We start from the raw sequence: 17,338 nt of genomic DNA, 5'->3' as shown, positions 1-17,338 counted from the left end.
CGCGCTTTGTGATATGATCGCCCCATGACCCTCGACGAGGCCCTCACCAAACTGCGCGCGGCCAAGCCGCTGCTCGACCGCTACGGCGTCGCGCGGGTCGGCGTGTTCGGCTCGACGGCGCGGGGCGAGGCGGGGCCGGACAGCGACGTGGACGTGCTAGTGGAGTTCGCGCCGGAAAAACATCCAGGCTTGGACTTCTTCCGATTGCAGGACGATCTGTCAGGCGTGCTGGCGAGCGAGATTGACCTCGTGACGCCCGACGGCTTGCACCGGCTCGTGCGAGACCGAGTGCTGCGAGAGGTCGCCTATGCGTAAGAGCGAACGGGACGCCGAGCTTCGCCTCGACGATATTCTGCAAGCGATCGAGCGCATCCGCTCCTATGTCGCGGGCGCGGATTTCGCTCGGTTCGAGGCCGAGATGATGCTGTTCGACGCGGTGTCGATGAACGTTCTGGTGATCGGCGAGTCCATCGGACGACTGCCGGATCGCCTGAAGGATCAGCTTGGCGGCCTGCCCTGGAAGAGCATCGTCGCGGTGCGTAACCTCGTCGCCCACGGTTATCCCGAGTTAGACGCCAGGATCGTCTGGGATATCGCGACGACGCGGCTTGACGCCTTGGAAGCCGTGATTGCGCCGATGCTGGCGGAGATCCAAAACCCCTAACGCCCCAACCGCCACGCCGCCAGCACGCCGGCCACGGCCAGGGGCGTGAAGGCGGCGAACAGCAGCGGGCCGTGGCTCTGGGCCAGCGCCGGATCGATCCCGTGGCTGAAGCCCAGCAGGTTCGCCATCGCCCCCGCGCCGGCCGCGCCCGTGGCGCCGCCGATCAGCTGGGAGGTCGGGACCGCGCCCGAGGCCATGGCCTGCTCGTCGGCCGGGGCGCCGGCGATCGCGCGGCGGGCGATGAAGGCGTGGCACAGGCCAAAGCCCGCGCCCAGTCCGGCGAAGGCCAGGGCGGTCTCGATCAGCGTCCCGCGCGGCGTCGCCCAGGCGCTGGCCAGGGCGCCGGCCAGGATGACCAGCGCGCCCAGGCGCACGAAGCGGCCGTCGCGCTCGGCCGGGACCTTGCCGACCAGCAGGGCGCAGGTGGTCCAGCCGGCGGCGATCGCCCCGACCACATAGCCGGCCAGCAGCGGCGAGGCGTGGTGCTGGGTCTGGATGAAGGCGGGGCCGTAGACGGTGAAGCCGATCGCCGCCGTCTCGGTCGCGAAGATCGTCAAGAGGCCCAGGCCCGTGGCGCTCGACAGGTCGGCCGCCGAGCGGGGCAACAGCCGGTGCGGGGTGCGGGCGTTGACGGCCAGCATGGCGGCCATGCCCAGCGCGCCGCCGACCGCCAGTCCGATCGCCAGATGGGGGGAGGCCACGACGCCGGCCGCGCCGATCAGGCTGACGGCCAGCACCAGCAGGGCCAGCTGCGGGACGGGGACGCGGCCGCGCGCGGCGTCGCCCTTGTCGGCCGGCAGCATCGCCATCACCGCGCCGACGAAGATCGCCGCCTGCGCCACGAACAGCCAGAACGCGCCGCGCCAGAAGCCGGCGGCGGCGAACAGGCCGCCCAGGGTCGGGCCTAGCAGGGTCGCCGCGCCCCACACGGTGGCCACCGCGCCATAGACGCGCGGCCACAGGCGCTCGGGGAAGAGGGCGCTGATGGCGACGTAGCACAGGGCCACGACCGCCCCGGCCCCCAGACCCTGCACCAGCCTGCCCAGGATGAAGGTGACGAACGCCGGCGCCAGGGCGCTCATGGCGCAGCCGATCGCGTAGACGAGGCCGCTGAACGCCGTGGCCCGTCGCAGCCCCAGCGCCAGGGACAGCTTGCCCGAACAGGCGCCGGCGACGATCGAGCCGGTCAGATAAGCCGCCACCGACCAGCCGAAATACTGATAGCCGCCGATGTCCCGCGCCACGCTGGGCATGATCGTCGCCGTCACCAGGGTGTCGGCGGCGTTCAGCCAGATGCCCAGGCACAGCAGGGCGAAGCGCGGCGCCAGCGCGCGGTCGATCAGGCGAACGGAGGCGTTGGGAGAACTCATGCCCGCCGACATGACGGTTTTTGGGGGTGTAGCCAAGAGCGGGCTGGCCGAACCCTCCCGTCATCCCGCGACGTGTCGGGAGGCCTAAAGCGTCGCCGCCAGCGCCGCTAGTTGGTCGGCGACGATACCCCAGCCTTCGTGGAAGCCCATCTGTTCGTGGGCGGTCTTGTCCTCGGCGGTCCAGTGGCGCGCGACGGCGCGATAGAGGGTCTTGCCGCCGGGGAGGTCCTCGAAGGTGACGATGGCGACCATGAAGGGCTTGGCCGAGGGCTTCCAGGTCTCGGTGAAGGCGTCGGTGAACACGATCTTCCTGTTCGGGATCACTTCCAGATAGACGCCCGGCTGCGGGACGCGCTCGCCGTTCGGGCCGTTCATGACGAGGTAGGTGTTCCCGCCGGTGCGCACGTCCATCCGCACGTCCGAGACGGTCCAGGGCTTGGGGCAGAACCACTGGGGCATCAGCTCCGGCGTGGTCCAGCACTTGTAGAGCTTTTCGGCGGGGACATCGATGACGCGCTCTAGGACGAGATCGCGATCCTCGAGGGCGGCTTCGGCGGTATGGGGCATCGGGGGGCCTTCCAGGTTGGCGTGAACTTTCGCCTCTAGGACGCCTCGGGAAAACTCATTCCGACAGCCGCCGCGAACTTTTTCGAGGTCTTCCATCCCCGGGCCAGTTGTCGACGCGCTTGACCCGAGGTCCGCCGCGCCCCAGTGTGCCGGAAATTCAAACAAGCGTTTTAGGGAGCGCGCCATGAGCCTCTTCGATCTGACCGGCCAGGTGGCGATCATCACCGGGTCCTCGCGGGGGATCGGCAAGGCGATCGCCGAGCGGATGGCGGAGCAGGGCGCCAAGGTGGTGATCTCCTCGCGCAAGGCGGGGCCCTGCGACGAGGTCGCGGCGGCGCTGAACGCCAAGCACGGCGCGGGAACGGCCATCGCGGTCCCGGCCAACATCGCGTCGAAGGAAGAGCTTCAGCATCTGGTCGACGAGACCCGCGCGGCGTTCGGCAAGATCGACATCTGCGTCTGCAACGCCGCCAGCAACCCCTATTACGGCCCGCTGGCCGGGATCAGCGACGACCAGTTCCGCAAGATCCTGGACAACAACATCATCAGCAATCACTGGCTGATCGGCATGGTCGCTCCGGAGATGCGCGCGCGCAAGGATGGGTCGATCATCATCATCAGCTCGATCGGCGGCCTGCGCGGCAACGCCATCATCGGGGCCTACAACATCTCCAAGGCCGCGGACTTCCAGCTGGCGCGGAACCTGGCGCATGAGTTCGGGCCCGACAACGTGCGGGTCAATTGCATCGCGCCGGGCCTGATCAAGACCGACTTCGCCCGCGCGCTGTGGGAGGACCCCGCGACGCTGGAGCGGGCCACCAAGGGCGTGCCGCTGCGCCGCATCGGCGAGCCGGACGAACTGGCCGGGGCGGCGGTCTATCTGGCCTCGAAGGCCGGTAGCTTCATGACCGGCCAGGCGCTCGTCGTCGACGGCGGGGCGACGATCTAGGGCGCAGTCGGATAGAGTGTAAGCAACCCGCTCACGATCCAGGCGTGCGACAAATACTCCGAAACCTCTTCGGAGGTGTGACTACTTACCGCAGCATGGGCCAGTTTAACGCCGCCTACACGCCTGTGATTCAAGTTGCTCACGACTTGGAGAGTTGGATTCTTGCGGCGTCTTCTGGCTTTCTTGACGATCGGCGTGCTTCTGGCGGCGGGCGCGGCCCACGCCAAGGACGAGCCCCCGCCGCTGGGCGCGCGCCTTGATCAGCTGAGCCGGGAGATCGGCGTCCATATTCCGCGGCATCCGCCGCGCGACAACGCCGACATCGAAAGCGCCGGCCACCGGGCCTTGCGAGAGCGCGGCGACGCGCGGCTGTACGGCCTGTGGCGGGTGCTCTACGCCTACAAGAGCAACCAGCTTCCGGCTCGGTTCGAAGCCTGGGCGACGATCGTCCGCGACGTGGCCCGACGGGATGGGGAGCCGTCGCTGACGGCGCTGGCCGACCTCGAACAACTGGCCTATCGCAACGAGACCCAGGGCTATCGGGCGTTCACCGACGCCGACTGGGATCGCTTTCTGAACCGCTCGGGCCCCGACATCCGGATGATGGCGGGCATCGAGCGCGTGCGGCAGCTTGGCCAGGTCAGCCGCTGGGCCGAGTCCGCGCGAGTGGCGGCCCAGATCACCACGGAGCTGGAGAAGCGCGGCGACGTCGCCCTGCCGGTGCTGGCCGAACTTCACCAGGTGCACAGCTACACCCTGTCGGATATCGGCGACAAGGAAGGGGCGCTGGAACACATGGCCCAGGCCGCGCGTCTGGACGAACGCGACGCCTTCTACATGCGCAAGATCGAGCGGGTGTACGACATCGCCTTCACCGCCGCCGAGCTGGGCGAGCTGAACGCCGCGGAACGCTTCGCCGCGGTCCACCATCGCATGACCCTGGCGACGGGCGACCAGGATCTGAAGACCTGGGACCGCTTCCTATGCTCCCGGATCGCGGTGCTGCGGGCCTCGCCCCAGCGCGTGCTCGATTGCCTCTCTCCGGCCGCCGCGGATCTGGCGCGTCCCGACCGGCGCCTGGAGGTGCTGATGCTGGGCGAGCGGGCCCTGGCCGAGGCCCAGCTGAAGCAGGTCGCCGCCGCCCGCGAGGACCTGGCGCGGCTGCGCGCCTCGCCCGCGTCGCTGTCGCCGCGCGATCCGCACAAGGAGGCGCTGATCGAGGCCTATATCGACCAGGCCGAGGGGCGCGGGGCCAAGGCCTTCCGCGAACTGGACGCCTGGCGGCGCGCCGACGAGATCCTGGTCCAGCGAGCCCATACGCGCGGCGTGACCGAGATGTCGGCGGCCCTGGACGCCGAGCTGCGGGCCAAGCGCGACGAGAGCCGCCGCCTGGCCGAGGAAGTCCGCCTCAGCCGCAGCCTGGCGCGCGCCTCCTTCGTCATCGCGCTGTTGCTGGGCGCGCTGGTGGCCGGCGGCGTCGCCTGGGCCGCGAACCAGCGGGCCGCCTCGCGCAAGTTCAAGGACGCCCAGGAGCGCGCCGAGGCGGCGAACAAGGCCAAGTCCGCCTTCCTGGCGATGATGAGCCACGAGTTGCGGACACCGCTGAACGGGATGCTGGGCCTCGGCCAGGCCCTGCGCGCCGGCCCGCTGAACCCCAAGCAGGCCGAGCAGGTCGACCTGCTGCTCGACAGCGGCGACACCCTGCTGGTGCTGCTGAACGACGTTCTGGACCTTTCGAAGATCGAGGCCGGCAAGCTGGAGATCGCGCCCACGGCCGGGGATATCGTCAGGACCTGCGCGCGGCTGGTCGGCGGTCATCAGCCCACGGCGCGCGAGAAGGGCGTGCAGCTGTCGTTCCAGCTGGAAAGCCCCGAGCCGGGGCCGCTGATGTTCGACGGGGTGCGGGTGCGCCAGTGCCTGACCAACCTGGTCTCCAACGCGCTGAAGTTCACGACGACGGGCAAGGTCGAGGTCTCCTTGGCCTGTTATCCCGAGGAGAGCGACGAACCGGGCGCGGCCAGGGTCCGGGTTCGCCTGCGGGTTTCCGACACCGGCATCGGCATGAGCAAGGCCACGGTCGACAAGCTGTTCACGCCCTTCACCCAGGCCGACGCCTCGACCACGCGCAACTTCGGCGGCACGGGGCTGGGCCTGAACATCACCCGGCGCCTCGTCCAGATGATGCGGGGCGAGATCACGGTCGAAAGCGAGGAGGGGCGCGGATCGGCCTTCACGATCGAAATGGTCGTCGACTCCGCCGAGCCGTCCGAGCAGCCCGCCCGCGAGATCGAGGACGGCGAGGAGGAGGCCGGCTTCGCCGCCCTGCACGGGGCGCGGGTGCTGGTGGTCGACGATCACCCGGTCAATCGTCGGGTCATCCGCCTGTTCCTCGAGCCGCTGGAATGCCAGCTGACCGAGGCCCAGAACGGTCAGGAGGCGCTGGACGCCTTAGAGGCCGGGCCGATCGACCTGGTGCTGATGGACGTCAACATGCCGATCATGGACGGGCTGGAAGCCACGCGCCGCCTGCGCCGGGACCCGCGCTTCGCCCGCCTGCCGGTGATCGCCCTGACCGCGGACGTGATGTCCTCGCAGATCAAGACCTGCCTGGCCGCCGGCTGCGACGCCCATGTCGCCAAGCCGATCGACCTGCGCAACCTGCTGTCGGAGATGGACCGTTGCCTGGCCGGGGCGGCGGCCCGGGAGTTCGTGGCGGGTTAGAGCCTCGCGCGTTCGGGAAAGGGGCGGTCAGCGCCTGGCCTTGGCCAGTCGCCCGACGGCCTCGTCCAGGGTCGCGTCGGCCTTGGCGAAGCACAGGCGGGCGACCGTCGTCACCGGATCCTCCGCGTAGAAGGCCGAGACCGGGATCGCGGCCACGCCGTGCTCGACGACGCTCCGTTCACAGAAGGTCGCGTCGTCGACCGTGACGCCCGAGGCCTGAAGGTCGACGTTCAGAAAATAGGTCCCCTGGCTGTCCAGCACGACATAGCCGGCGTCGCGCAGCCCCGCCGTCAGCCGGTCGCGCGAGCGTTGCAGGGCGACGGGCATCTCGTCGAACCAGGCGCGGTGGTTGTCCAGGCCCCAGGCGACGCCGACCTGCAGGTTCGGCGGCGTGGTGAAGGTCAGGAACTGGTGAGCGGCGGCCAGGGCCTTGGCCAGCGGCGGCGCGGCCATCAGGAAGCCGACCTTCCAGCCGGTCATGCCGAACAGCTTGCCCGCCGAGCCGATCTTCACGGTGCGCTCGCGCATACCGGGGACGGTGATCAGCGGGCGGTGACGGCGACCGTCGAAGACCACGGCCTCCCAGACCTCGTCGCACACGGCGATGGCGTCGTGACGGACGCAGAATTCGGCCAGCAGGGCCAGATCCTCGTCGGGCGTGACGATCCCGGCCGGGTTCAGAGGACTGTTCAGCACGACGAGGCGGGTGCGCTCGGTGAAGGCGGCCTCCAGCATCGCGCGGTCGAAGCGCCAGTGGGGCGGGGCCAGGCGGACCAGCCGGGGGACGCCGCCGGCCCGCCGCACCAGCGGCAGATAGGCGTCGTAGAGCGGCTGGAACAGCACCACCTCGTCGCCGGGCGAGATCAGCGCCGTGAACGCCGCCGCCAGGGCCTCGGTCGCGCCGGACGTGACGACGATCTCGGTGTCGGGATCCAGGGACAGGTCCTGCCGCCGCGCGTAGTGGCCGGCGACGGCGGCGCGCAGCTCGGGCAGGCCGCGCATCGGCGGATATTGGTTGGAGCCCTCGATCAGCGCCCGGGCCGCCGCCTGGCGCACGGGCAGCGGGCCCTGGTCGTCGGGAAAGCCCTGACCCAGATTGATCGCGCCGTGCTGGCGGGCCAGGCCGCTCATGCGCTCGAAGATCGTGGTCGGCAGATTGTCGAAGATCGGATGGACCATGCCCGATGGCTCTAAATTCTGGTGTTCGCGTCGCGTTGGCGGAAAACCGGCGCCCACTTTTCCGCGCGACGCTCTAGCATTGAACCTCTGGCATGGCTCGCGCATTTCTAAGGCGAAGCTTCAATCGGAGGAGAGGCGAATGCACGGCGTTGGGTTCATAGGGGCGATCATCATCGGGGTGTTCGCCGGGTGGATCGCCGAGAAGGTGATGAACCGCGACCATGGTTTCTGGGTGAACCTGGTGGTCGGCTTGGTCGGCTCTCTGCTGGGGGCGTTCCTGGCCGGCATGTTGGGCATTCACTTCTGGGGCTGGGTCGGCAGCCTGGTGATCTCGACCCTCGGCGCGATCCTGCTGCTGTGGCTGCTGGGCCTGATCAAGCGGGCGTGAGGCCAACAAAAAAGGCGCGGCCGAAGCCGCGCCTTTCCGAAGTGTTGAGCGGAGCCAGGCCGCGCGGCCTGGCTCCAGCCCTTGTTAGAACCGGTACTTCAGGCCGATGCCCACCGAGAACAGGCTGGCGGCCTGATCGACGGTCGGCGTGGCCAGGGTGCTCGGCGAGGCCGTCGTGTAGCTGTAGCGGTAGGCCACGCAGGTCGGATCGGCCGCGCCGGCCGCCGTCCCGTCCGCCTTGGCGCACTGGGCGTTGACCACGACGCCGCCCGAGCGGCTGTTGGTGTATTCCTTCACCACGCCCCACTTGCGGTTCAGCAGGTTGCCGACGTTCTGGATGTCGACCGTGAGCAGCAGGTTGTGGCCGGCCACCGGAGACGGGATCTCCTGGGCGTATTGGAAGTCGAAGCGGTTGACGCTCGGGTTCTTGCCAAAGCCGCGCGGCACGATCTGGCCCATCGGCAGGTTGAACTGCTTGACCAGGGCCTTCAGCTTGTCGACCGAGGCCTGGCTGTCGAAGAACACCGTCGTGCCCGAGGCGCTGACGAACTTCAGCGGGTTGGCCGCGTCGGGGCTGTTCAGGTTCGGGATATAGGCCAGGGCGTCGTCGCGCGACGTGCCGAAGGTCGGGTTGCGACCGCCGGCCGGGTCGGTCATCAGGAAGGTGATCGGACGGCCGTCGTGCACTTCGCCGAACAGGGTGAAGCGCGAGACCCAGCCCGGACGGGGCTCGAACTTGTAGCTCAGGTTCAGCTTCAGCGAGTTGCGGATCAGGTTGTTCGACTTGCCCTCGACCGCGGCGTTCGGGTCGCGACCGAAGCCCTGGTCGGGATAGTAGGCGCCGCTGGTGGTGTTGCCGCCGGCGGTGGTGCCGAACTCCGAGATGCCGCCGTACTGGTGACCATACTGCCAGGTATAGGCGCCCCAGGCGTCGACGCCGAACAGGTTGCGGTGAGCCGACAGAGCGACCGTGCGCGTCCAGTTCTTGGTCGAGGGGTTGTAGGCCTGGATGTCGCCGAACAGGCCGAGATTGGCCAGGTCCGGGTTGCTGGCGACCGGCAGGCCCAGCGCGGCGCGGTTGGCGTTGATCGCCGCGGCGTTGGCGCCGGCGATGACCAGGCCGTCATAACGCATCCGGCCGTCCGGCGTGTACTGCTGGACGCCATTGATGGTCAGGGCGCGCGCGCGGGCGTCGCGGAAGGCGACATTGACGTTCGACCAGCTGGCCACCGCGTCGATGCCCCAGTCGATGCCGAGCTGGGTGGTCTTGAACGAGACGTTGGTCTTCCAGTCCGACGGCATCTTGAAGCCGGGCGCCAGCGAGTTGGTGTAGGCGTTGCGGCGGCTGGCGCTGTCGGCGGTCAGCAGGGTCTGGGCGACGGCGGCCGGGTTGGTGATGAACGAGGCCGAGCCCTTGTTGATCGTCAGCAGCGCGTTGCCGATGGCCGGATCGACCGGCAGGTTGGTGGCGGTGTCGACGAAGGTGTCGTCGGCCGTCGAGATCGTGCCGTTGGTGTTGCGGCGGATCGCGAAGCTGTTGGTCAGGGCGCCGGTGGTGCCGCCGTAGCTGTTGCCCAGGAACACGTCCGGCAGGCCGCCCGACACCAGGCCAAAGCCGCCCGACAGCTCGAACCAGTCGCCGTTGTACTTGGCCGAGACGCGCGGCATGACGACGTTGATGCCGTCATAGGTCGTCTGGTTGGAATAGCCGTAGCGGTTGACGTAGTTGGTGTTCAGCGTCGGCTTCTTGTCGGCGGCGTAGTGGTCCCAGCGGACGCCGAAATTGACCGTCAGGTTGTCGTTGACGTCCCAGGTGTCCTGAGCCAGCAGGGTGTGGACCTGATAGTCCAGAACCGCCGCGGCGTCGGTGGCCGTGCCGGTCAGCGAGTTGCCGTAGGAGAGCTGGTTGGCCAGGCCCTGCTGGAACTCGGCGACGCTGTCGAAGTAGTAGACGCCGCGCGCGGCCTGCAGGAAGAGGTTGTAGATCTCCATCCCGCGGAACTGGTAGCCGGCCTTGATCTGGTGGTGATCGATGCCGGTGAAGTTGGCGATGAACGAGCCCGAGGTGTCCTTGGTCTTCAGGACGTTGGCCTGACGGAACTGATCCGGGCCGAAGGCGATCGACGGCACGCCCGACGAGCACGAGAAGGCCGCGCCCGTGCCGAAGTTCGGGTCGGTGCAGACCGTGACGTTGGCGAAGCCCTGGCCTTCCGGCGGCAGCTGGCCGCGCTGATAGCCGCGGAACGCGATGCGGGCTTCCGTCGACAGGGTCGGGGTCCAGCGCGAGTTCAGCTGCAGGGCGTAGTTGTCCTCGTTTTCCGGCTGGACGTACCAGTTGGTGTCGAGGCTGATCGAGGTGGCCGACGGGCTGCGCTTCCAGACCGAGCTGAAGGCGTGGCGGTACGTGGCCGACAGGCGGTGCTTGTCGTTGATGTTGTAGTCGATCTTGATCGACGACTTCTCGTCCAGGATCGGCTCGACCAGGGTCACCGCGCCCGGCTTCAGCAGCGACGAGGCCGCGTAGCCGTTCCAGTTGGCCAGCACCGCGTCGATGTCCGACTGGCTGGCGCCCGCGCCGGTCGAGACGCCCGGGATCTTGTTGAAGTTATTGGCGAAGCCAGCCCCGGCGGGACCGGTGCCCGTGGTGTCGAAGCTCTTGAACTTCTCGTAGGAGGCCGCGAAGAACAGGCGGTCCTTGATGATCGGACCCGACAGGAAGAAGCCGTAGTTGCTTTCGTGGATCTTGTTCTTGACCTTGCGGTAGCCGGTCAGCGGCGCCTGGGTCACGTCGTTGTTGACGAAGCCGACGTTCGGCAGCTCGTTACCGACCAGGCGGGTGGTGCGGTAGTTGTCGAACAGCGAGCCGTGGAAGTCGTTGCCGCCCGACCGCATGATCAGGTTCAGGGCGCCGCCGGTGAAGTCGCCGTCTTCCACGTCGAACGGAACGGCCTGGATCGAGACCTGCTCCAGCGCTTCGAACGAGACCGGGCCGCGGTTGGTCGACAGGCCGCCGGTGTTCAGGCCGTAGCTGTCGGCCGAGCGCACGCCGTCGATGGTGATGCGGTTGGCGCGCGGGGCCGAGCCGGCGATGTAGAGGCCGCCCGACGGACCGGTGCCGCGCGCGACGAAGTCCAGATTGGCCAGCGGATCGCGACGACCGATGTCGCGGATGTCGCGCTTGACCGACACGACCGCGTCGATGTCGGCGCGGCCGACCGTGGTGCGCGAGCCGACATTGGCCAGCTGGCTGGTGGTGGCCTTCTTGGTCGCGGTGATGACGATCTCGGAGACCTCGCTGGCCGGGGCCAGGGCCAGGCGCACGCGCTGGGCGTCGCCGACGTTCAGGAACAGGTCGCCCAGCGCCTGGGACGCGAAGCCCTTGGCCGTGGCGGTGATCTTGTAGGGACCGCCGACGCGCAGGCCGCGCACGTCGAACGCGCCGGCGTCGTTGGTGACGACGATCTGGTCGGTGCCGCTGGGCACGTGGGTGACGGTGATGGTGGCGCCGGCGATCGGCGCGCCCTTGTCGTCAACGGCGACGCCGCGGACGGCGGCGGTGGTCTGCTGGGCGTGGGCGGCGGGCGCGGCGAACGCGAATGCGAGCGCGCCAAGCGCCGCTCCCGCGGCCAGCTTGCGGGCGAAAGACATGAAAACCCCCTCAGGTTTGCCGCCCGAGAGAGTCGGGGCGGCTACCTCGCCCCTACTGCGTCAAGTATACAAAATGTTACTTTATTTGTGACGGTTCGATGTCAGGTCGAAGAATAGGTCAAGAGCGCGTCTTTTGGCCCACGCCGCGCCTAGGTTTTCACCATCCCCATACGGAAAGCGGCGGCGAACCTGTTCCAGTCCGCCGCCGCCCGATGGAGTCTAGTCTTCCTTCGTCCGCTTCTTGCGGAACGAGGGGTTCAGGACCTGCTTGCGCAGGCGGATGTTCTTGGGCGTGACCTCGACCAGCTCGTCGTCCTCGATATAGGCGATGGCCTGTTCCAGGGTCATGCGGCGCGGCGGGGTCAGGCGGATCGACTCGTCCTTGCCCGAGGCGCGGACGTTGGTCAGCTGCTTGGCCTTCATCGGGTTGACGTCCAGGTCGTCCGAGCGGCTGTTCTCGCCGATGATCATGCCCTGGTAGGTCTTCTCGCCGGCGCCGACGAACATCACGCCGCGCTCTTCCAGGTTCCACAGGGCGTAGGCCGCCGTTTCACCGTCCGAGTTGGAGACGAGCACGCCCTTGCGCTGCTGGTCGATCGGGCCCTTGTGCGGCTCGTAGTGGCTGAACACGCGGTTCAGCACGCCCGAACCGCGCGTGTCGGTCAGGAACTCGCCCTGGTAGCCGATCAGCGAGCGCGAGGGCGAGAGCAGCTGGATGCGGGTCTTGCCCGCGCCCGACGGGCCCATGTCCTTCAGCTCGGCCTTACGGGCCGACAGCTTTTCGATGACGATGCCGGTGAACTCGTCGTCGACGTCGATGACGACGTCTTCCATCGGCTCCAGGCGCTCGCCGTTCTCGCCGGTCTGATAGACGACGCGCGGACGGCTGATCGACACCTCGAAGCCTTCGCGGCGCATGTTCTCGATCAGCACGCCCAGCTGCAGTTCGCCGCGGCCGGCGACTTCGTAGGCGTCCTTTTCCGAGGTCTCGGTGACGCGGATGGCCACGTTGCTCTCGGCTTCCTTCAGCAGGCGGTCGCGGATGACGCGCGACTGGACCTTGTCGCCTTCGCGGCCGGCCAGCGGGCTGTCGTTGACCGAGACGGTCATCGAGATGGTCGGCGGGTCGATCGGCTGGGCCGGCAGGGCCTCGGTGACCTCCATGGCGCACAGCGTGTCGGCCACGGTGGCCTTGCTCATGCCGGCGATGGCGACGATGTCGCCGGCCTCGGCGCCCTCGTCGACCGGCTGGCGCTTCAGGCCGCGGAAGGCCAGCACCTTGGTGATGCGGCCGCGCTCGATCTCGTTGCCGTTGCGGTCCAGGGCGTGGATGGCCATGCCGGGGACGGCCTTGCCGCTGGCGATGCGGCCGGTCAGCAGGCGGCCCAGGAACGGGTCGCTTTCGATCAGCACGTTCAGCATCTGGAACGGCTCGTCCTTCTTCTCGGCCACCTTGGGCGGCGGCACGTGGCGGACGATCAGGTCGAACAGGGGCGCCAGGTTGTCGTTCGGCTGGTTCATGTCCAGCGTCGCCCAGCCGTTGCGGCCCGAGGCGTAGATGTGCGGGAAGTCCAGCTGCTCGTCCGTGGCGCCGATGGCGGCGAACAGGTCGAAGGTCTCGTTGTGCACGCGGTCCGGATCGGCGTGGGCGCGGTCGACCTTGTTGATGCAGAGGATCGGGCGCAGGCCCATCTTCAGCGCCTTGGTCAGCACGAACTTGGTCTGCGGCATGACGCCTTCCTCGGCGTCGACCAGCAGGACGCAGCCGTCCACCATGCCCAGGATCCGCTCGACCTCGCCGCCGAAGTCGGCGTGGCCGGGGGTGTCGATGATGTTGATCCGGGTCTCGCCGGCTTCGCCGTTCCACAGGACCGAGGTGCACTTGGCCAGGATGGTGATGCCGCGCTCACGTTCCTGGTCGTTGGAGTCCATCGCCCGTTCGGTCGTGGCTTCGTTGGCGCGGAAGACGCCCGATTGGGCCAGCAGCTGGTCGACGAGGGTGGTCTTGCCATGATCGACGTGCGCGATGATGGCGATATTTCGCATGTTCATGGGAACGGACGGACTTTCGGGAGAAGAATAGGAGATGACGAGTCAAGCGTCAGGCGCGCGGCTTTTACGCGACCGCGTTGAATTTATCCACCCCCACCCCGACGAAACCCATTTCGCGGGAAACCGGTGTCAAGCCCAAAGCCTTGTCCGCCTTGGGCTTGAGCGACGTTCTCGCGAGAGACGGTTTCAGGCGCAACAAATTGTGCGGCGCAACATGCCTAAAATCTAGGCGTGTCTGGAGGGCGACGCAACGTAATCCTTGTGGGGCAACGGGTTGAGCGAAATCCCTGTCAGAAAATCGACATTAAAGCTCATTTTTCCGCTTGCCTATTTTTGCGCCGCACCCTATAAACAATCCCGTGAGGCGGCGCTGCCGCTTCTGCCCTTCCTGGGCGTTTCCTCCCTAATGAACTGGCCCGGTGGTTTCACCGGGCTTTTTTTTGGCCCGCGCGGCGGCGGCCGTCGTTGATCCAGGACAAGGCCGACGGCGGGGCGGGGCTGAGAGATAAAACCCTCTCCCAAGGGAGAGGGGTCTTGGCGCTACTTCAGCTCCGCCGCGTCCAGTCCCGCCAGCACCCGCGTCAGCGTCTCGGCGTCGGCCGTCAGCGTCGCCAGCCCCTCGGTCGGCTCGCGCGTGGTCTCGTTCATATAGAGCGCGCGGTTGATCTCGATCTGCAGGGCGTGGGTGCGCTTGGCCGGACGGCCATAGTGCTCGGTGGTGTAGCCGCCCGCATAGGGCGCGTTGCGGGCGACGCGGTAGCCCAGGGCCTCCAGCTCGCGCTCGACCAGGCCGATCAGGCGGGGCGAGCAGGCCGCGCCGAAGCGGTCGCCCAGCACGATGTCGCAAGCGCCGCCGCCCTTGGCGCGCTGCCCGCGCGCGGCGGCGGCCGGCATCGAATGCCAGTCGATCAGAATCGCCAGGCCGTGCGCCCCGCGCGCCGCCGCCAGCTGCCGGTCCAGGGCGTCGTGATAGGGGCGGTGGGCCAGCTCGACCCGCTCGCTGGCCTCGGCGAAGGTCAGTTTGCGGGCGTAGATCGGACGCCCCTCGCCAGCCAGGCGCGGGATCGCCCCCAGCCCGGCGGCGACCCGCGCCGACTGGCCCCGGGCGTATTCGGGCAGGTCGCCGTCGAACATCGCCGGGTCCATCTCCCAGGGCTCGCGGTTCAGGTCGATGTACGAGCGGGCGAAGCGGGCGCGGATCACCGTCGCGCCCAGGCGCGGCGCGCCGGCGATGATCTGGTCGACGAAGGCGTCCTCGGACGCGCGCAGGGCCTCCAGCGGCAGGCGCACGGCGGCGATCATGTCCGGCGGATAGGCGCCGCCCGAGTGGGGCGAGGCGAAGACCAGCGGCGTCGGCGGCGCGACTCCGGCCGGGGCGGCGCGCGCGACCTCGAACGCCGGTCCCTCCAGGGTCTCCAGCGGCGGGGTTTCCGGCGCGTTCGCCGCGATCGGCCGCCAGGCGCTCATGTCCGCATCATCGAAGCCCCGCCGCCCGCGGTCAAACGGCAAAGCGTCCACAGGCCGCGACGTTTAGGTTCATCCCCGATTTACCGACTTCACGCTAAAGTGGGCGCCTCTTTCGACGCATTCCCCGGACACGTGACCTCATGGCCCGCATCCTCCTCGCCGAAGACGACGATTCCCTCCGCGGCTTCCTGGCCCGCGCCCTGGAACGCGCCGGCTTCGAAGTCCAGGCCTGCGCCGACGGCGAGGAAGCCGTCCAGCACCTGGAGCACCCCTGGGACCTGCTGCTGACCGACATCGTCATGCCCGGCATGGACGGCATCGAGGTGGCCCGTCAGGCCGCCGCCCGCGATCCCTCGCTACGCATCATGTTCATCACCGGCTTCGCCGCCGTCGCCCTGTCGGCCCAGGACCGCGCGCCGGCCGGCGCCAAGGTGCTGTCCAAGCCCGTCCACCTGCGCGACCTGGTCGCCGAGGTGGAAAAGATGATGGCCGCATAAGGGCTTAGCGGATCTCCCCGAAAAAATTCGGGCAAAAGTTCCGGGGCGGGTTGCGCGTCGGCCAAGCCGCCGCTATACCCCCACACCTTCCCGGCCGGGACGTCTTTTCGAAGACGCTTCGGATCGCTTCGGCGGACGCGTAGCTCAGCGGGAGAGCACTACGTTGACATCGTAGGGGTCACAGGTTCAATCCCTGTCGCGTCCACCATCTCCTTTAGTCTTTATAATCAAATCGTAGATCGTCTTCGGGCGGTGCGACTTCGCGCGACGTCGCGCGCGTCCCCCAGCTTCCCCCCAGCACGGGCGCGAAATAGCCTTGGCCGCCAGCGACGCCGGGACGGCGTCCTTGGCGCCGCTGGCGGCCAAGGCGATGTCGTTATCGGATAGCTGTCGTATCTGGCCGCGTCATACTGCTTCATCCACGTATTCGCGCCAGGCTGATAGTCCTTGGCATGTCGCGAGAACCGTCGGGAGGGAGATGTTGGACGACAGCAACGAGCCATGGCCGCCGCGCGATCGCGCTCAATTACGTCGGCTGAACACCAATCTGCTCTATGCGCTGGATGCGCTTCTGCACTCCCCGTCGCTTACCGCGGCGGCGCATTCCATCGCGCTGAGCCAACCCGCGCTCAGCGCCAAGCTTCGACAGCTGCGCGATCACTTTGGCGATGAACTGGTTGTCTACGGCGACAAGCGGCGGCTGACGGCCCTGGGCGAAGCGCTGCTGCACCGGGTCGGCCGCGTGCTGCGCGAGGTGGACGACACCTTCAATCTGACGCTCGATTTCGATCCGGCCACCGCCGAACGCGAGATCACCATCACCGCGCCCGAGGCGATCGAACTGATGTTCGTCAGCCGGATCATCCCCGATATCCGGGCCGCCGCGCCGAACATCCGGATCAACATGGCGCCCTTCAGTCACGGTTCGGTCCAGAAGCTGTTCGACGCCGGGGCGGACGTGGCGATCGTTCCCGACGTGATGGCGGATCCCAGCCTTTGCCGTCAGCCCCTATTCGAGCACAGCCTGTCGGCGCTGGTCTCGAGAAGGCATCCGATGGCCGGACGGAAAATATCCGAGGCGGAGTATCTCGCCGCGCGTCACGCCGCCCTTTCCGACGAGATGGAAAAGGCCCTGTTCGGCGACTATGGCCCCAACGATCCGCGCGCGCGCCGGCATATCGTCGCGAGGACCAGCCTGAACTCGATGCTGCCTCTGCTGGCCGTGGGATCCGACCTGGTGGTGACCACGAGCGGCTGGTTCGCGCAATACAACGCGGCCATCCTGCCGTTGACGGTGGTCGACCTGGACTTCGCGCGACCCACCTCCGCGCTGATCGCCCAGTGGCAGCCCTACCGAAGCCGGGAGCCGGTGATCCAGTGGCTGGTCGCCGAGCTGACGCGGGGCGTCGGCAAGGTCAGCTATCGCCATCCAGAAATTGGATAGGGGCATAACGGATTACAATTTGATGACGTTCAGTCTTCGGGGCAGTCTTCGAACGTCGAGGGAAGCAATGCGCCGCGGCTCCTCGGGGCCCGGAAGACAAAGACACCCGACGCCACAGTGATCGTCGCCGACCAACGGGGGGCCGGAGGCGATTGGCCGCTTCGTCCGGGGGCGAAGCTTTATCGCTGCTGTGAATGCGCCGTGAAGACCGTCCGCGGCCGCGCCTGAGGGGGCGTGGTCAAGAGGTCGCGCGTCGCCAAGGGGAGATTGGAATGTCACGTCTTGTCACCGCTCGGGGCGCGCATATCGCGACCGCCAGCATCCTGCCCATCCTGGTCCTGCTCGCGCCGATCATGGCCGACGCNCGAAGACGCGCGCGCGCGCGCGCGCGC

14 protein-coding genes and 1 tRNA gene are annotated in these 17,338 nt (G+C 68.1%); 9 read left to right on the top strand and 6 right to left on the bottom strand.

Annotated elements, in window-relative coordinates; translation table 11 throughout:
- Positions 1 to 24: 24 nt before the first annotated feature.
- Both OR37_RS03995 and OR37_RS03990 read left to right on the top strand, forming a co-directional pair.
- Positions 25 to 315: a nucleotidyltransferase family protein gene (locus OR37_RS03995; RefSeq protein ID WP_004616106.1), complete on the top strand. Its 291-nt coding sequence runs from the start codon at positions 25 to 27 to the stop codon at positions 313 to 315.
- Positions 308 to 664, top strand: a complete 357-nt coding sequence (locus OR37_RS03990; protein ID WP_004616103.1) for a HepT-like ribonuclease domain-containing protein — start codon at positions 308 to 310, stop codon at positions 662 to 664. Before OR37_RS03995 ends, OR37_RS03990 begins: the two co-directional genes overlap by 8 nt.
- Here OR37_RS03990 and OR37_RS03985 read toward each other — a convergent pair.
- Together OR37_RS03985 and OR37_RS03980 are read right to left on the bottom strand one after the other, a co-directional pair.
- Positions 661 to 2,034 carry an MFS transporter gene (locus OR37_RS03985; RefSeq protein ID WP_081612874.1) on the bottom strand — a complete coding sequence of 458 codons (1,374 nt, stop codon included), beginning with the start codon at positions 2,032 to 2,034 and terminating at the stop codon, positions 661 to 663. The genes OR37_RS03990 and OR37_RS03985 overlap by 4 nt on opposite strands.
- Positions 2,035 to 2,118: 84 nt before the next feature.
- The gene (locus OR37_RS03980) at positions 2,119 to 2,601 is read right to left on the bottom strand and encodes an SRPBCC family protein (protein WP_004616099.1); all 483 of its coding nucleotides are present in this window, start codon (positions 2,599 to 2,601) and stop codon (positions 2,119 to 2,121) included.
- Positions 2,602 to 2,785: 184 nt separating this feature from the next.
- On the opposite strand from OR37_RS03980, the gene OR37_RS03975 reads away from it, so the two are divergent.
- Together OR37_RS03975 and OR37_RS03970 are read left to right on the top strand one after the other, a co-directional pair.
- The gene (locus OR37_RS03975; RefSeq protein WP_004616097.1) at positions 2,786 to 3,550 is read left to right on the top strand and encodes an SDR family oxidoreductase; all 765 of its coding nucleotides are present in this window, start codon (positions 2,786 to 2,788) and stop codon (positions 3,548 to 3,550) included.
- Positions 3,551 to 3,712: 162 nt separating this feature from the next.
- The gene (locus OR37_RS03970; RefSeq protein ID WP_004616095.1) at positions 3,713 to 6,271 is read left to right on the top strand and encodes a hybrid sensor histidine kinase/response regulator; all 2,559 of its coding nucleotides are present in this window, start codon (positions 3,713 to 3,715) and stop codon (positions 6,269 to 6,271) included.
- A gap of 27 nt (positions 6,272 to 6,298) precedes the next feature.
- Here OR37_RS03970 and OR37_RS03965 read toward each other — a convergent pair whose 3' ends face one another.
- Positions 6,299 to 7,450: an aminotransferase gene (locus tag OR37_RS03965; RefSeq protein WP_004616093.1), complete on the bottom strand. Its 1,152-nt coding sequence runs from the start codon at positions 7,448 to 7,450 to the stop codon at positions 6,299 to 6,301.
- A 139-nt stretch (positions 7,451 to 7,589) separates the two neighbouring features.
- Here OR37_RS03965 and OR37_RS03960 point away from each other — a divergent pair, with 139 nt between their 5' ends.
- Positions 7,590 to 7,838, top strand: a complete 249-nt coding sequence (locus tag OR37_RS03960) for a GlsB/YeaQ/YmgE family stress response membrane protein (protein WP_004616091.1) — start codon at positions 7,590 to 7,592, stop codon at positions 7,836 to 7,838.
- Positions 7,839 to 7,922: 84 nt separating this feature from the next.
- Here OR37_RS03960 and OR37_RS03955 read toward each other — a convergent pair whose 3' ends face one another.
- The gene (locus OR37_RS03955) at positions 7,923 to 11,486 is read right to left on the bottom strand and encodes a TonB-dependent receptor (RefSeq protein ID WP_004616089.1); all 3,564 of its coding nucleotides are present in this window, start codon (positions 11,484 to 11,486) and stop codon (positions 7,923 to 7,925) included.
- Between the two features lie 219 nt (positions 11,487 to 11,705).
- Complete coding sequence (gene typA / locus OR37_RS03950; protein ID WP_004616087.1) at positions 11,706 to 13,538, bottom strand: translational GTPase TypA; 1,833 nt, start codon at positions 13,536 to 13,538, stop codon at positions 11,706 to 11,708.
- Positions 13,539 to 13,812: 274 nt separating this feature from the next.
- Between typA and OR37_RS21760 the strand changes: the two genes are divergently transcribed.
- Positions 13,813 to 14,007 carry a hypothetical protein gene (locus OR37_RS21760; RefSeq protein ID WP_165570568.1) on the top strand — a complete coding sequence of 65 codons (195 nt, stop codon included), beginning with the start codon at positions 13,813 to 13,815 and terminating at the stop codon, positions 14,005 to 14,007.
- A 71-nt stretch (positions 14,008 to 14,078) separates the two neighbouring features.
- Here OR37_RS21760 and OR37_RS03945 read toward each other — a convergent pair whose 3' ends face one another.
- A complete protein-coding gene (locus OR37_RS03945; protein WP_004616085.1) occupies positions 14,079 to 15,005 on the bottom strand; it encodes an N-formylglutamate amidohydrolase in 927 nt (308 codons plus the stop codon).
- A 140-nt stretch (positions 15,006 to 15,145) separates the two neighbouring features.
- Here OR37_RS03945 and cpdR point away from each other — a divergent pair, with 140 nt between their 5' ends.
- The 3 genes from cpdR to OR37_RS03930 all read left to right on the top strand — a co-directional run bounded on the left by cpdR (position 15,146) and on the right by OR37_RS03930 (position 16,946).
- On the top strand, positions 15,146 to 15,502 hold the full coding sequence (gene cpdR, locus OR37_RS03940) for a cell cycle two-component system response regulator CpdR (protein ID WP_004616083.1): 357 nt from the start codon (positions 15,146 to 15,148) through the stop codon (positions 15,500 to 15,502).
- 133 nt (positions 15,503 to 15,635) lie between these two features.
- A tRNA-Val gene (locus tag OR37_RS03935) sits at positions 15,636 to 15,710 on the top strand.
- Positions 15,711 to 15,818: 108 nt separating this feature from the next.
- A complete protein-coding gene (locus tag OR37_RS03930) occupies positions 15,819 to 16,946 on the top strand; it encodes a LysR family transcriptional regulator (protein ID WP_081612863.1) in 1,128 nt (375 codons plus the stop codon).
- Positions 16,947 to 17,338: the final 392 nt, after the last annotated feature.

Origin of the sequence: Caulobacter vibrioides OR37, from assembly GCF_000372645.1 — a bacterium.
Classification (GTDB): domain Bacteria; phylum Pseudomonadota; class Alphaproteobacteria; order Caulobacterales; family Caulobacteraceae; genus Caulobacter; species Caulobacter vibrioides_E.
This window is presented reverse-complemented; position numbering and strand designations above follow the sequence as displayed.

What these genes read in the sequence shown, in the direction of transcription:
- OR37_RS03995 (WP_004616106.1), top strand. Translation starts at nt 25, where the DNA reads ATGACCCTCGACGAGGCCCTCACCAAACTGCGCGCGGCCAAGCCGCTG.
- OR37_RS03990 (WP_004616103.1), top strand. Translation starts at nt 308, where the DNA reads ATGCGTAAGAGCGAACGGGACGCCGAGCTTCGCCTCGACGATATTCTG.
- OR37_RS03985 (WP_081612874.1), bottom strand. Translation starts at nt 2,034, where the DNA reads ATGAGTTCTCCCAACGCCTCCGTTCGCCTGATCGACCGCGCGCTGGCG.
- OR37_RS03980 (WP_004616099.1), bottom strand. Translation starts at nt 2,601, where the DNA reads ATGCCCCATACCGCCGAAGCCGCCCTCGAGGATCGCGATCTCGTCCTA.
- OR37_RS03975 (WP_004616097.1), top strand. Translation starts at nt 2,786, where the DNA reads ATGAGCCTCTTCGATCTGACCGGCCAGGTGGCGATCATCACCGGGTCC.
- OR37_RS03965 (WP_004616093.1), bottom strand. Translation starts at nt 7,450, where the DNA reads ATGGTCCATCCGATCTTCGACAATCTGCCGACCACGATCTTCGAGCGC.
- OR37_RS03960 (WP_004616091.1), top strand. Translation starts at nt 7,590, where the DNA reads ATGCACGGCGTTGGGTTCATAGGGGCGATCATCATCGGGGTGTTCGCC.
- OR37_RS03955 (WP_004616089.1), bottom strand. Translation starts at nt 11,486, where the DNA reads ATGTCTTTCGCCCGCAAGCTGGCCGCGGGAGCGGCGCTTGGCGCGCTC.
- typA (WP_004616087.1), bottom strand. Translation starts at nt 13,538, where the DNA reads ATGAACATGCGAAATATCGCCATCATCGCGCACGTCGATCATGGCAAG.
- OR37_RS03945 (WP_004616085.1), bottom strand. Translation starts at nt 15,005, where the DNA reads ATGAGCGCCTGGCGGCCGATCGCGGCGAACGCGCCGGAAACCCCGCCG.
- cpdR (WP_004616083.1), top strand. Translation starts at nt 15,146, where the DNA reads ATGGCCCGCATCCTCCTCGCCGAAGACGACGATTCCCTCCGCGGCTTC.